This window comes from Pseudomonas sp. 05L36, from assembly GCF_056398125.1.
The window spans coordinates 38,956-53,033 of the sequence record NZ_JBFTOU010000014.1 but is presented as its reverse complement, the minus strand read 5'-3'; the positions used below and the strand labels follow the sequence as shown (position 1 = coordinate 53,033).

At 59.3% G+C, this 14,078-nt stretch carries 14 protein-coding genes; 7 read left to right on the top strand and 7 right to left on the bottom strand.

The genetic code is table 11. The features are described from left to right. Positions 1-37: 37 nt before the first annotated feature. Positions 38-1,558, bottom strand: coding sequence for an acetaldehyde dehydrogenase ExaC (exaC, locus tag AC1DKH_RS16285; RefSeq protein WP_095965731.1), 1,521 nt, complete (start codon positions 1,556-1,558; stop codon positions 38-40). A 299-nt stretch (positions 1,559-1,857) separates the two neighbouring features. Here exaC and AC1DKH_RS16280 point away from each other — a divergent pair, with 299 nt between their 5' ends. From AC1DKH_RS16280 to AC1DKH_RS16265, 4 genes are all read left to right on the top strand, one after another. After that, positions 1,858-3,774 (top strand): sigma-54-dependent Fis family transcriptional regulator, encoded by a 1,917-nt coding sequence (locus AC1DKH_RS16280; RefSeq protein WP_477764475.1) that lies wholly within the window; start codon positions 1,858-1,860, stop codon positions 3,772-3,774. Between the two features lie 166 nt (positions 3,775-3,940). Beyond that, positions 3,941-5,290: a UDP-N-acetylmuramate:L-alanyl-gamma-D-glutamyl-meso-diaminopimelate ligase gene (gene mpl / locus AC1DKH_RS16275; protein ID WP_477798655.1), complete on the top strand. Its 1,350-nt coding sequence runs from the start codon at positions 3,941-3,943 to the stop codon at positions 5,288-5,290. Then, entirely contained in the window at positions 5,287-5,919 is a 633-nt protein-coding gene (gene ubiX / locus AC1DKH_RS16270; RefSeq protein ID WP_477798654.1) for a flavin prenyltransferase UbiX, read from the top strand. Before mpl ends, ubiX begins: the two co-directional genes overlap by 4 nt. Further along, entirely contained in the window at positions 5,912-6,196 is a 285-nt protein-coding gene (locus tag AC1DKH_RS16265) for a YceK/YidQ family lipoprotein (protein ID WP_108216327.1), read from the top strand. The genes ubiX and AC1DKH_RS16265 overlap by 8 nt, the downstream gene beginning before the upstream one ends. Positions 6,197-6,312: 116 nt before the next feature. On the opposite strand, the gene AC1DKH_RS16260 is transcribed toward AC1DKH_RS16265, so the two are convergent. The 3 genes from AC1DKH_RS16260 to AC1DKH_RS16250 all read right to left on the bottom strand — a co-directional run bounded on the left by AC1DKH_RS16260 (position 6,313) and on the right by AC1DKH_RS16250 (position 9,270). Then, positions 6,313-6,954, bottom strand: coding sequence for an oxidoreductase (locus AC1DKH_RS16260; protein ID WP_477754618.1), 642 nt, complete (start codon positions 6,952-6,954; stop codon positions 6,313-6,315). A gap of 27 nt (positions 6,955-6,981) precedes the next feature. Next, complete coding sequence (locus AC1DKH_RS16255; protein WP_477798653.1) at positions 6,982-8,700, bottom strand: C13 family peptidase; 1,719 nt, start codon at positions 8,698-8,700, stop codon at positions 6,982-6,984. A 114-nt stretch (positions 8,701-8,814) separates the two neighbouring features. Beyond that, positions 8,815-9,270, bottom strand: coding sequence for a MaoC family dehydratase (locus AC1DKH_RS16250; RefSeq protein ID WP_477754620.1), 456 nt, complete (start codon positions 9,268-9,270; stop codon positions 8,815-8,817). A 193-nt stretch (positions 9,271-9,463) separates the two neighbouring features. Between AC1DKH_RS16250 and AC1DKH_RS16245 the strand changes: the two genes are divergently transcribed. Genes AC1DKH_RS16245 through AC1DKH_RS16235 form a run of 3 tightly spaced genes read left to right on the top strand, consistent with a single transcriptional unit; the run spans position 9,464 to position 11,141 of the window. Continuing rightward, the gene (locus AC1DKH_RS16245) at positions 9,464-9,826 is read left to right on the top strand and encodes a CidA/LrgA family protein (protein WP_223453604.1); all 363 of its coding nucleotides are present in this window, start codon (positions 9,464-9,466) and stop codon (positions 9,824-9,826) included. Then, complete coding sequence (locus AC1DKH_RS16240; RefSeq protein WP_477798652.1) at positions 9,823-10,539, top strand: LrgB family protein; 717 nt, start codon at positions 9,823-9,825, stop codon at positions 10,537-10,539. Before AC1DKH_RS16245 ends, AC1DKH_RS16240 begins: the two co-directional genes overlap by 4 nt. 11 nt (positions 10,540-10,550) lie before the next feature. Then, positions 10,551-11,141, top strand: a complete 591-nt coding sequence (locus AC1DKH_RS16235) for an LON peptidase substrate-binding domain-containing protein (RefSeq protein ID WP_223460883.1) — start codon at positions 10,551-10,553, stop codon at positions 11,139-11,141. Between the two features lie 293 nt (positions 11,142-11,434). Here the strand turns inward: AC1DKH_RS16235 and AC1DKH_RS16230 are convergent, their stop codons facing one another. The 3 genes from AC1DKH_RS16230 to AC1DKH_RS16220 form a co-directional block, all read right to left on the bottom strand. Next, the gene (locus AC1DKH_RS16230) at positions 11,435-11,644 is read right to left on the bottom strand and encodes a hypothetical protein (RefSeq protein ID WP_477798651.1); all 210 of its coding nucleotides are present in this window, start codon (positions 11,642-11,644) and stop codon (positions 11,435-11,437) included. Between the two features lie 81 nt (positions 11,645-11,725). Next, the gene (locus AC1DKH_RS16225) at positions 11,726-11,929 is read right to left on the bottom strand and encodes a cold-shock protein (protein WP_477754623.1); all 204 of its coding nucleotides are present in this window, start codon (positions 11,927-11,929) and stop codon (positions 11,726-11,728) included. A gap of 770 nt (positions 11,930-12,699) precedes the next feature. Beyond that, positions 12,700-14,016: a bifunctional DedA family/phosphatase PAP2 family protein gene (locus AC1DKH_RS16220; RefSeq protein WP_477798650.1), complete on the bottom strand. Its 1,317-nt coding sequence runs from the start codon at positions 14,014-14,016 to the stop codon at positions 12,700-12,702. Between the last annotated feature and the right edge of the window lie 62 nt (positions 14,017-14,078).

Genomic DNA, 14,078 nt, shown 5'->3' with positions numbered 1-14,078 from the left:
CTGCGGCAGCTCCTACGCCCGATTCAGATTCGTCGGCTTAGAAGAAGCCCAGCGGATTGATGTCGTAGCTCACCAGCAGGTTTTTGGTCTGTTGGTAGTGGTCGAGCATCATCTTGTGGGTTTCACGGCCGACGCCGGACTTCTTGTAACCACCGAACGCGGCGTGTGCCGGGTACAGGTGGTAGCAGTTGGTCCACACACGACCGGCCTTGATGGCGCGGCCCATGCGGTAGGCGCGGTTGATGTCGCGGGTCCAGAGGCCGGCACCCAGGCCGAACTCGGTGTCGTTGGCGATGGCCAGGGCTTCGGCTTCGTCCTTGAAGGTGGTGATGCTCACCACCGGGCCGAAGATTTCTTCCTGGAACACACGCATTTTGTTGGTGCCCTTGAGCAGCGTCGGCTGGATGTAGTACCCGCTCGCCAGGTTGCCCTCGAGTTTTTCCACCTTGCCGCCGGTCAGCAGTTCGGCACCTTCGCCCTTGGCGATTTCCAGGTACGAAAGGATTTTGTCGAATTGCTGCTCGGACGCCTGGGCGCCGACCATGGTGTCGGTGTCCAGCGGGTCGCCACGTTTGATTTGCAAGACCTTCTTCATCACCACTTGCATGAATTCGTCGTAGATCGACTCCTGCACCAGCGCCCGGGAAGGGCAGGTGCAGACTTCGCCCTGGTTGAAGAACGCCAGCACCAGGCCTTCGGCAGCCTTCTCGATGAAGGACGGTTCGGCCTTCATGATGTCTTCGAAGAAGATGTTCGGCGACTTGCCACCCAGTTCAACAGTGGACGGAATGATGTTTTCCGCCGCGCATTTCATGATGTGCGAGCCGACCGGGGTCGAGCCGGTGAAGGCAATCTTGGCGATGCGCTTGCTGGTGGCCAGCGCTTCGCCGGCTTCTTTGCCGAAGCCTTGCACAATGTTCAGCACGCCCGGTGGCAGCAGGTCGCCGATCAGCTCGACCAGCACGGTGATGCCTAGCGGGGTTTGCTCGGCGGGTTTGAGCACCACGCAGTTACCTGCGGCGAGAGCCGGGGCGAGTTTCCAGGCGGCCATCAGGATCGGGAAGTTCCACGGAATGATCTGCCCGACCACGCCCAGCGGTTCATGGATGTGATAGGCCACGGTGTTGCCGTCGATTTCGGCAGCGCTGCCTTCCTGGGCACGGATGCAACCGGCGAAGTAGCGGAAGTGGTCGGCGGCCAGCGGGATGTCGGCGTTAAGCGTTTCGCGCACGGCTTTGCCGTTGTCCCAGGACTCGGTGATTGCCAGCAGTTCGAGGTTCTGTTCGATGCGGTCGGCGATTTTCAGTAGCACCAGCGAGCGCGCCTGGGCGGACGTGGCACCCCATGCGTCGGCAGCGGCGTGGGCAGCGTCCAGGGCCTTGTCGATGTCTTCGGCCGTGGAACGGGGGAATTCGGCAATCGGTTGGCCATTCACTGGCGAGGTATTGGTGAAGTACTGACCTTTGACAGGCGCGACGAACTCGCCGCCGATGTAGTTACCGTATTTGGCTTTGAACGAAACGATAGCGCCTTCAGTACCGGGGTGAGCGTAACGCATGGTGGTCTCTCCTTGCTTTTGTGCTTATAGGGAGTCGCGCATGTGCGCTTGCTTTAAGCGTAGAGCAAGGGACGGGCCAGTGCGCTGCAGCTCAGGCAAATCAAGGCCTTGCGCTTTTTTTGTCGGACGGATGGAACATGCCTGTGACGCTTTCGGTACAGCCGGCGTGACACTTTGTACCGCTTCTGGCACAACCTGTGACTGGGTAGACTTGCAAGCATTGCAATGCAGGCCAGGCTGGAGGATGCTCGGCATCACCTCATGCACGGGACGCCGAGCCCCGGGGAGAATAATAAGAAATGCACGACAACCATTTGAGTCGCCATGCCCAGCAAGTATTGACCGTGACCCAGGGCAAGGCCCACCTGCACGGCCCTGGCAGCGATCCGTCCATCGCCCGTTCCTGGCTGCGTTGCCTTGAGGACTATCACCTCGATCCGGCCCTGAGCATCGCGCCGACGGTGCTGGAACATGGTCGCGTCCTCGAAAGCCGCGAACGCTTGCAGCAAGTGCTGCACATCGCCGGCAATGAAATGACCAGCCTGCACCAGCAGCTCTCCGGTGCCGGCCATGCGGTATTGCTGACCGACGCCCGCGGCGTGATCCTCAATTGCGTCACCGCGCCCGCAGAACGGCAGATTTTCGAGCGTGCCGGGCTCTGGCTCGGCGCCGACTGGAGCGAGGCCTGCGAAGGCACCAACGGCATCGGCACCTGCCTGGTGGAGCGTCAGTCGCTGACCATCCATCAGGACGAACACTTTCGCGGCCGCCACACCGGCCTGACCTGCTCGGCGAGCCCGGTCTTCGATCCCCATGGCGAACTGCTGGCGGTGCTCGACGTGTCGTCGGCGCGGCGCGATGTGTCGCGGCAAAGCCAGTTTCACACCATGGCGCTGGTCAATCTGTCGGCGAAGATGATCGAGAGCTGCTACTTCCTGCGCTGCTTCGACAACCAATGGTTGCTGCGTTTTCACTTGCAGGCCGAGTCCGTCGGTTTGTTCAGCGAAGGGTTGCTGGCGTTCGACGGAGAAGGGCGAATTTGCGCGGTCAACCAGAGTGCGCTGAACCTGCTGGGACATATTCGCGGCGGCTTGCTGGGTAAGCCGGTGGAGGCGTTTTTCGATTGCTCGCTCGATGAGTTGCTCGGTCGCGCGAGCACCAATGCCGCCGCCAGTTGGCCGTTGCGCACCCGCGATGGTCGCAAGCTGTTCGCGGTATTGCGCGGTGAGGCACGGCGGCCGCTGCCGATTCCGATGGTGCCAACTGCCAAGGTTGCACAAGTACCGCGCCTGTCGGGCATTTGCCTGGATGACGCGACGTTGCAGGCGGACTTCCGTAAGGCTTTGCGCGTCTACGAACGCGACGTGCCGCTGCTGATCAACGGCGAAACCGGGTCCGGCAAGGAGGCCTTTGCCAAAGCGGTGCACCACGCCAGCCAGCGGGCGGAAAAAGCCTTCGTCGCCCTCAATTGCGCGGCCATTCCTGAAAGCCTGATCGAAAGCGAGCTGTTCGGTTATCGCGGTGGCAGTTTCACCGGTGCGCGCAAGGAAGGCATGCGCGGCAAGTTGCAACAGGCCGATGGCGGCACGTTGTTCCTCGATGAAATCGGTGACATGCCACTGGCCCTGCAGACGCGCTTACTGAGGGTGCTGGAAGACCGGCAAGTGGTGCCGATCGGCGGCGAGCCGGAAGCGGTGAATGTGCGGATCATCAGTGCCACTCACCGCAACTTGCTGGGTCGCGTGGAGGACGGCAGCTTCCGTGAAGATTTGTATTACCGGCTCAACGGGCTGGAAGTCGCGTTGCCGGCCTTGCGTGATCGTAGCGACAAATCCCGGTTGCTCGACTTTCTGCTGGCCGAGGAGGCAGGCGCAGAAACTGTGTTGATCGACGGGCCGGCGCGGGAGGCCTTATTGGGGTTCGCCTGGCCGGGTAACGTGCGGCAGTTGCGAAATGTGCTGCGTACGTTGGCAGCACTGTGTGAGGACGGGCGGATCGGCCTGGAGGATTTGCCGGCGATGATTCGCCAGGCGCGGCCGGTGGCGGCGCAGGCTATCGAGGAGCCATCAGAGCATCCGCTGGATGATGCCGAGCGGCTGGCGTTACTCAATGCGCTGGAGCAGACGCGGTGGCACATGACGCATACGGCTGAGCAGTTGGGGGTCAGTCGAAATACCCTCTATCGGAAGCTGCGTAAACACGGCATCGCTCGGTAATTGCTACGTCGACCTGTAGGAGCCGGCTTGCCGGCGAAGGCGGTCTGGAGATTGTCTTCGCCGGCAAGCCGGCTCCTACAGGTTTTGCGCTGAGCGCCATTGAAACATCAGGTGCGATTTTCCCCTCCCTAAGCTAACCTGCGGCCATGTTTTACGAGGTCGACTAATGCACATTCATATTCTTGGTATCTGCGGCACTTTCATGGGGTCAATGGCGGTTCTGGCCAAGGAGCTGGGCCATCACGTGACGGGCTCCGATGCCAACGTCTATCCGCCGATGAGCACTCAGCTGGAAGCCCAGGGCATCGAATTGACCCAAGGCTACGACCCGGCGCAACTCGATCCGGCCCCCGATCTGGTGGTGATCGGCAACGCCATGTCCCGGGGCAACCCGGCGGTGGAGTACGTGCTGAACAAAGGCCTGCCTTACGTCTCCGGCCCGCAATGGCTGGCCGATCACGTGCTGCAAGGTCGCTGGGTGCTGGCGGTTGCCGGTACGCACGGCAAGACCACCACCAGCAGCATGCTGGCCTGGGTACTGGAGCACGCGGGCATGGCCCCGGGCTTCCTGATCGGCGGCGTGCCGCAAAATTTCTCGGTGTCGGCGCGCCTGGGCGATACGCCGTTCTTCGTCATCGAAGCCGATGAGTACGACAGTGCGTTCTTCGACAAGCGTTCCAAGTTCGTGCACTACCGTCCGCGCACGGCAATCCTGAACAACCTCGAATTCGATCACGCGGACATCTTCCCGGACCTGCCAGCCATCGAGCGACAGTTCCATCACTTGGTGCGGACCATCCCGAGCGAAGGCCTGGTGATTCATCCGACCACCGAGCCGGCCTTGCTGCGCGTTATCGAGATGGGTTGCTGGACTCCGGTGCAAACCACCGGTGCCGGCGGTCAGTGGCAGGTCAAGCTGCTCAGTGAAGATGGCTCGAAGTTCGAAGTGATGTTCGAAGGCGTCGCCCAAGGTGTGGTGGAGTGGGACATGACTGGCCAACACAACGTCGCCAACGCCCTGGCGACGCTGGCTGCCGCACGCCACGTCGGTGTGGTGCCGTCCATGGGCATCGCCGCGTTGAGCACCTTCAAAAGCGTGAAGCGGCGGATGGAGAAAGTTGCGGAAGTCCGTGGCATCACCATCTATGACGACTTCGCTCACCACCCGACCGCCATCGCCACCACGCTGGATGGTCTGCGCAAACGCATCGGCGACGCACCGCTGATTGCGATCATCGAACCGCGCTCCAACTCCATGAAGCTTGGTGCGCATCGTGACGGTTTACCGGAAAGCGTGGTCGATGCCGATCAGGTGATCTGGTATGCGCCAGCCAACCTCGGCTGGGACCTGGCGGGTACTGCGGTGCTGTGCACTGTGCCGTCGATTGTCAGCGATTCCCTTGAGGGCATCATCGAGCGCGTGAAGAGCCAGGCCCAACCCGGCACTCATGTGGTCATCATGAGTAACGGCGGCTTCGGCGGCCTGCACGGCAAACTGGCCGAGGCGCTCAAATGAACAACGGCCCGGACCGCATCACCCTGGCGATGACCGGCGCTTCAGGCGCCCAATACGGTTTGCGCCTGCTCGACTGCCTGGTGCGGGAGGATCGTGAAGTGCACTTCATGATTTCCAGGGCCGCGCAGTTGGTGATGGCCACCGAAACTGACGTCACGCTGCCGAACAAACCGCAGATGATGCAGGCGTTCCTCACCGAATACACGGGCGCTGCCGCCGGGCAGATTCGGGTGTACGGCAAGGAAGACTGGATGTCGCCAGTGGCTTCGGGCTCCGGCGCGCCAGCGGCGATGGTGGTAGTGCCGTGTTCCACGGGCACTTTGTCGGCCATCGCCACGGGTGCCTGTAACAACCTGATCGAGCGTGCCGCCGATGTGACGCTGAAAGAGCGTCGGCAGCTAATTCTCGTGCCTCGTGAGGCGCCGTATTCGAGCATTCACCTTGAACACATGCTCAAGTTGTCGAACATGGGCGTGACAATCCTGCCGGCATCACCGGGCTTTTATCATCAGCCGCAAACCATCGACGACCTGATCGATTTCGTCGTGGCACGGATTCTCAACCTGCTGAATATTCCTCAGGACATGTTGCCGCGCTGGGGCGAGCATCATTTGACCAGCGATGAATAAGCTGCTGGTGATGGTACTGGCGCTGCAATTGGTCGGGTGCGCCACGGCGCGCACGCTCGATGCGGCGAAGCCGGGGGCACCGGTGGTGTACTCGGGGACTCGTCTGGATTTGTACGCGATGAACGGTGGGTGCTGCGCCAAGGACCGTTTTGGCGCGGAAGCACCGAGCTATCCAGGCGTCGACCTGCCGGCCAGTGCGTTGCTCGACACGCTGCTGCTGCCGCTGTCATTGCTGACGGTGATCGGGGTCAGCTTTCAGGCGACAGGTGGGTTGTAAGAGAGCGCTTCGCGCTCTATCGCGAGCAGGCTCGCTCCCACATTGGATTTGTGAACGACGCAGATCAATTGTAGGAGTGAGCCTGCTCGCGATGAGACCCACTCAGGCACCACAGGCTACTTGCCCAACTTCCTCAGCTCATCCGACTCGACAATCCTGACCCCGTCCTGCTCTTCCAGCGCCAGGCGCCACATTGCCCGGGCCAGTTGGCAGGCCTCGATACCATGGTATTTGCCAGGGATCAGCCGTGACAACGGGCCGGCGACTTTCTCGCCCAGTCGCGGTTCGGTGCGTTCGCCCAGCAACAGCGAAGGGCGGCAAATAGTCAGCTGCGGCCAGTCCTGCGCGCGCAGTGCGTACTCCATCTCGCCTTTGACCCGGTTGTAGAAAATCGAGGATCTGCGATCGGCTCCGAGAGCACTGATCACGATCAAATGCCTTGCGCCCAACTCCCGTGCGCGTTTGGCAAAGGCCACGACCATGTCCAGGTCCACCGCGCGGAACGCCTGTTCCGAGCCTGCCTGTTTGATGGTGGTGCCCAGGCAGCAGTAGGCGATGTCGACACGACCGTTCAACTCTTGCAGAAACTCCGCCGGGTCGCCGACCGGGTTTTCAAGGTGGGGGTGCTTGGCCAAGGGCCGGCGTGAGGGGGCCAATACCCGGGTAATCGTTGGCTCGTTAAGCAGGCGATCAAGCAGGTGTTCACCCGTCAAACCGGTGGCTCCGGCAAGCAACACGTGCTGAGGCGTCAAGTACATAGTGTTTCTCCCTTGATACTGTTCAGCTTAGTTGCTGTTTGCATCCTTGCTTTCCATAGACGCACTTTGCAGGGCTTTTCGTGCCTGCTGTTTGCGCAGTAGTTGCCAATGCGAGAGGACGGTTTTCGGTGCCCAGATCTGTGGTTCGGAGGCTTCGAAACCGTCCGCCAGTTCACGTTCGGCGACAGTGGCCTTGGCCAGTTTGAAGGCTTGTTCCAGATCATCGGTCTGGTTCAGGGCCTGGGCGAACAGGGCATCGCCGAAGTAGGTGAAGTTGGCTTCCTCCGAGCAACCGAAGGACACTCGGTCGGCCCGCGAGGCCGTCATGATCAGGGTCCGTTCATCTTTGAGGGCGGGGATGAAACCGCCGGAGTAGCAGGACGAGATCACGATGATCTTGTCGCGGTTTTTCAACGGGGCGAGAACAGCCGCCATTTCGTCGGCTGGCAGGTCGGCCAACTCCATGCGTGGCTGGTCAAGCACCAGTTCGTGTTCGCTGGTGCCATGGCTGGTCAGGTAGATGAAAATCAGGTCTTCCGGCCCGCTGCGTTCGGCCAGCGTCAGGGCGGCACGGCGCAGGTTTTCCCGAGTCGCCATCGGGCGGTCGGCGAGGTGATCGCGATGGTTCACCAGGCGGATCTGGCCGAAAGCGCCAAAACGGCTGGTGAGCATATTGGCGACGTAGTCGGATTCGCGCAGAAACACGCTTTGCTTGCCATCACCGCCCAGGGTCAACGAATACAGTTCCACCGCCGGGGTCGAGGGCGGAATGTTGGCCAGCGCTGCGTCGAGCAGGCGCCCCTGGGCCAGCAGGCCGAGCTCCAGGGTGTCGGGCAACAATTTGCCCTCGGCGTCGCGTACGCGCTGGCCGTTGATCCAGGTGCCGCTGAGCACGGTGCCATCGGTCAACACCAATGTGCCGCGCCCCTGGTAACTGTCGTTGTCGAACTGGCCTGTGTAAAAACTGCCGTCAGACAGGTTCAGTCGGCCCTGGCCGGAAAAGCGCCAGTCATTGAACTGGCCGATGTAGTGGCTGCCGTCAGTGCCGATCAACTCGCCCTTGCCGTTCAGCGAGCCTTCCTTGAACTGGCCCAGCCAGACATCGCCGTCGGCGTTTTCGTAACGGCCTTTGCCGTGCAGTTGATTGTTCTTGAAGCTGCCGACATAGATGTCGCCATCGGCACTGTTGAACGTGCCGTTGCCTTCCAGTTGGCCGTCGACGAAGTGCCCGGTGAACTGATTGCCGTTGCCGTCACTGCGCTGGCCTTCGCCATTGGGTTTGCCGTGGGCGAACTGGCCCTGATAGGCGCTGCCGTCTTCGAGTTCGAGGCGACCCAGGCCGGCGTATTGATCGGCCTTGAACTCGCCGCGATAGCTCATGCCGTTTTCTTTGAGGGTGCCTTCGCCGTTGCGCCGGCCGGCCTTGAAGCCGCCGCTGTAGCTGCTGGCGTTGGTGGTCAGCGCCCCCTGGCCGTCGAACAGTCCCTGATTGAACTGCCCGCGATAGACCTCGCCGTTGCTGCCGTGCCATTCGCCCTGGCCATGCCACTGGCCTTTGTCGAATTCGCCGGCGTACCAGCTGCCGTTCGGGTAGTCGATGCGCCCCTTGCCTTGCAGCAAGCCATTGACCAGGTCACCGCGATAGCGTCCGCCATCCGGCAGGCGGGCGTCGGGGGCCAAAAGCGATTCGCCGTCGCCGCAAGCGGTGAGCATCAGGGTCAAGGCAAAGAGTGCAAGTGGGCGCATAGCGGATTCCGGGCAATTAGGCGAGGGAGTATGCCGCAGCTATGTGTCCTTATATAGGGTGAGGTACCGCGAGAAGGCGCGAAACAGCATGAGCTGCTTCGCATCCGGGAAGGTTTATACGAAGCACAGGGACAGGGGTTCGGCGATGTATGCCGGCTTGTCCGAACCTTCGATTTCCAGGGTGGTGGTGGCCTTGAGCAGCCATTGGCCGGGTTTTTTCTCGGTGACTTCGGTCAGGTCGACCTTGAGTCGCACTTTCGAATTGACCTTGACCGGCTGAATGAAGCGCACGCTGTCGAGGCCGTAGTTGACCACCATCTTCAAGCCTTCGGGCATGACGAGGATGTCTTCCATCAGTTTCGGGATTAGCGACAACGACAGAAAGCCGTGAGCGATGGTGCTGCCAAATGGCGTTTGCGCGGCCTTGACCGGGTCGACGTGGATGAACTGAAAATCCCCTGTGGCTTCGGCGAACAGGTTGATGCGCTCCTGATCGATAGTGAGCCATTCGGAACGTCCAAGTTCCTTGCCGACATAATCTTTGAGCTCTGCAACTGGAACATAGGGCATTGAGACTCTCCTTGGGTTCATCGGTTTTATAGATTTGGCTTGCGGGGATTTAACCTCCCGGCTTACCACTTTAGATCAACATGGCCAAACGCTCCGGTCAACCGAACATGCTTTTGGCGAATGCCGGTCTATAGCGCGGGCGTGCTTATAATGCCCGGCCAATGCGGGTGACGGATTTTGCGGGGGATCAACAATGTTGCTACGAGGTCTGACGTGGCTGGTGCTGTTCCAATTGCTCGGCACGGCGATCAATCATTTGTTTTTGCCCGTGCTGCCGGGGCCGATTGTGGGGTTGCTACTGTTGTTGGTGTACCTCATCTGTCGCGGACAGGTCGGCGAGCCACTGAACCTGGCGGCCAGCAGCCTGTTGCGCTACCTGCCGCTGTTGCTGGTGCCGCCAGCCGTGGGCGTGATGGTCTATGCCGCTGACATTGCGGCGGATTTCTGGGCCATTGTCGGTGCGCTGGTGTTGTCGCTGCTGCTTTCGATGGCCTTCGCCGGGGTGCTGATGCAGCGCATGGTCAAGCGTCACGCTCACTCCGAGGACAGCCAATGATCTTCGACTGGCACGGCGCCTGGACGTCGGTGATTCACCATCCATTGTTCGGCATAGGCATTACCCTTGGCGCCTATCAGCTCGTCCTGGCGGCATTCGAGAAAACCCGCTGGATCTTTTTGCAACCGGTGCTGGTCTCCATGTTACTGGTGATCGGCGTGCTGGTGGGCTGCGGTCTGACCTACGCCGAGTACCGCAAGAGCACCGAGATCCTGAGTATCCTGCTCGGCCCGGCCACTGTCGCGCTGGCGGTGCCGCTTTACCTCAACCTGCGACGGATTCGGCAGTTGTTCTGGCCGATATTTACTACGCTGGTGATAGGTGGTGTCGTGGCCACGGGCATGGGCGTGCTGCTGGGCTGGTGGTTCGGTGCCGAGCACATGATCCTGATGACCATGGCGCCGAAGTCGGTAACTTCGCCGATTGCCATGTTGGTGGCTGAGCAGATCGGTGGTGTCGCGGCGCTGGCAGCGGTGTTCGTCTTGATTACTGGTGTGATCGGGGCGATTTTCGGCCCGGCCCTGTTGACCCGGCTCGGCGTGCACAGCCCGGAAGCCAGGGGGATGGCGCTGGGCATGACGGCCCACGCTGTCGGCACGGCGGTGGCGATGCAGGAAAGTGAAGAGTGTGGCGCCTTCGCGGCGCTGGCGATGAGTCTGATGGGTGTGGCCACGGCGGTATTGCTGCCGTTGGCGGTGTCGATGGTGGTGTAAAGGAAATGTCTATGAGTCTGCCGCTTTTCCCACTGAACACAGTGCTGTTTCCCGGTTGCATCCTCGACTTGCAGATTTTCGAGGCGCGTTACCTGGACATGATCGGCCGCTGCATGAAACAGGGCGGTGGTTTCGGCGTGGTGTGCATCCTCGAGGGTGAAGAGGTCGGGATCGCCCCGGCCGGCTACGCGCTGGTGGGTTGCGAAGCGCTGATCACCGATTTCAATCAACAGGACAACGGCCTGTTGGGGATTCGGGTTCGAGGCGGACGGCGTTTCCATGTATTACGATCGGAGATCCAGCGCGATCAGTTGACCGTCGCCGAGGTCGAGTGGCTGGAAGACGAACCGGAGCAGCCACTGCAGGACGAGGACGCCGACCTGGTGGCATTGCTCAAGGCCCTGGCGGAACACCCGATGGTTGAAGCCTTGAACATGGGCACTGAAGCGACCGGGCAACAGTCACTGGCCAATCAGTTGGCGTACCTGTTGCCCTTCGCTGAACTGGACAAAATCGACCTGCTGCAACTCGATGATCCGCAGCAACGACTGGATGCGATTCAGGCGTTGCTGGATGAATTGCAGGGCGAGTTGTTTGCCTGAAAGCATTCTTCAGAACTCAATGCGGTAAATTACCATAATTACTATGGGGCTAGCGGCAGCGGACAACCACCACGTATGCGCCCGACCTGGTTTCTGGTGGTGTTGTTTGGCTTTTTCATTTTACGACATCTGTGGGATGCGAAATCAAGGTTTTTTGCCATTAAACCAGTTTGGGGTCAATGGCAAAATTCCGATACTCTGCCTTCCCTGTCTTCCCTCGGGGTTATCAAAAATGGCGCGACCATCCTGCATCCAGGAACTACAGTAACAAGGCCACGGCATGCGCACCTCTGCTAACTTTCTTCTTCATCAACGACTTCAAGATTGATTGCGTAGTACCGACCATTATCCCCCCGGCATAAATCGTAGCTCACCATTTGGCCAGCCTTGATTTTTAGAGCTTCGAGTTCAGCTGGGTCGAGGGAAAAAAAGACATTCTGCTCATTGAGCTCCTCCGAGGGGGTATTAATGTCAGCAGAATTATTTTGACTCCATTCTTTCATGTCTCCTCCAAAGGCAAGCCAGCTCCCACAAAAAACGGCGCAGGGCTTGCCCGAAAATCAGTTATTATTAACAGGTTGTGTCTATATAAGACTTACGTCTTCTGCCTGCATTCCTTTTGGTCCGGGAACGGGCTTGAAGGTCACTTTTTGTCCCTCTTTAAGGCTTTTAAAGCCCTCGGCCTTTATTGCTTTGAAGTGAACAAAGAGGTCCGCGCTACCATCATCAGGTGTGATAAACCCAAAACCCTTCTCATCATTGAACCACTTGACTGTTCCTGCTTTCATTTTATTTTCCGCTTACTAATTAACATGAAACAAAGTCACACCATTTCGCATATGGACCTTGTTGACTGACGACAGAGAAACACCCTTGGTGGGAGCAACGTTTGAGGAGCTCAGGATGATTTTCAGATCTCACATCACGGAACGTGATGCGATGTTCAAAAAACTAATACAAACAGCCCAGCGCCGCAATGAATGCACTACTGCAAAACTGCGACTGAATGCGACTGAATGCGACTGAATGCGACTGAATGCGACTGAATGTTTTAGCTTTTTTCAAAGACACAAAATGTTTACCTGATCAGGGAGCCTACGTTATTTGCACCACTTATAACGACCCGGCCGGATGTTCGAGCCGATACCGCCGGTCGCCATCAATCACAACAGTAGCGCCTCTTGCAAGAGTCAGAATAAGGCTGGTGGTAGTTGTGATAAGTTGGCTGGCTTGTGTGTTAGTTGATATTTGTAATGCTGGTATCGTTTTTAAATAAATTGAAAGATCTCTAATATGTTTGTTTTAAGTTAAATGGCTATATTTTGCGTGCCTGCAGGAGTAGGCATGAAAGCGATATGGGGAGTTGTTGATTGGAAGTTTTAATGGCGCAGGGCGTTCGTTGTGGGTTGGGTAATAAAGAATGCCGATACTGCTGTCTTTCAGTATCGCGTGCGTGAGCGTTCTGACTTGCCATTGCCCAGCTTTAATGGGGTCTGATAAAAAAACCGCTTCACTCTTAATGGTGAAGCGGTTTTTTTGCTACTGGGTTCCCAGCCAACTAATAGGCATAACGCAACATTGTATGTGGCAAGTGGCGCAATACGAAGAGCGCGAACAACGCCATCATCGCCGGCAGTATCAGCCACCAGGCCTTGGGTGACAGTGCCTTGAGCGGCTCCCTTCGCTGGACCAGGTACAGGCTGGCCGCGCAGACGCACGCTGCCAACATCGTGCCGGCCATTACATCCGTTGGCCAGTGCGCGCCGAGGTACACTCGGGAAAGGGCAATCGCCATCGCCGGCAAACAGGCCACCAGTAACCAGGTCAGGCGCATGCGTGGTGGCTGTCCGCGGCCAGCCAGAACCGCGAGGGTCAGGAACAGTGCGAACGAGCCCGATGCATGGCCGCTGGGCATGCTGTAGCTGGACAGAGGGTCGCTCAGCACTTCCGGCCGTAGGCGGGCGAAAAAAAGTTTGGTCGCGGTGTTGGCCAGTGCCGTGAACAATAATGTGCTGATGGCGAAGATCGCCTGCCGCCACTGTCGGGTAATTAGCAGCAGTCCTGCCAGCAAAGCACTGAACAGCAGCATGTTGCGGAATTCGCCAATCAGCGTGAAGACCACCGCGACCTCATCGAGCATCGGGCTGCGATGTTCCTGCACCAGGGTCATCAGCCCTTGATCGAGGGCGTTCAGGTACGGATAGCCGATGAACAGCCCTGCCAGAATGAGAAAGCTCATGCCGGCGATTAACCCTGTAGCCCTGCGATGCTGGCGCAAGCTACTGGTGGCGCTCAGCCCGACCATCACGGCAATGCTGCCGGCAACGATTCCTGTCTGAGGCCAGAAACCTTCAGGCAACGGCAAGCGAATCGCCGCACCGGTGGCCCAGCCAGGCAGCAAATAAGCCACCGACCACCCCGCACCGGCCAGCAGGCTGACGGCGATGAAGCGTGGGAAGGGCATGTCGCACATGCCGGCGACCATGGGCAGCATCGGCCGCAACGGCCCGATAAAACGCCCGACCAGCAGGCTGGCGATGCCATAGCGCTGAAAATAGGTCTCGGCCCCGGCAATCCATTCCGGGTGATGGCGCAAGCCGGGCAGGCGCCGGATGTTCTGATGAAAATGCCGCCCGAGGAAATACGAAACCACGTCACCCAACACACCGGCGAGGAAGCCCAGCAGCAAGGTTTCACTCAACGGCAACGCACCGCTGCCGGCCAACACCGCAACGGTGAATAGTAAAACCGTGCCGGGGACGATCAGCCCGGCAATCGCCAGGCATTCCACAAAAGCCACCAGAAATATTGCCGCCGCCAGCCATTGCGGGTTGACCGTCAACCAACCGGTCACGCTATCGAGCCATTGGCCCATAAATCCAACTCCGTTTTCATTGGTTGCCCCTGTAGGAGCTGCCGCAGGCGGCGATCTTTTGC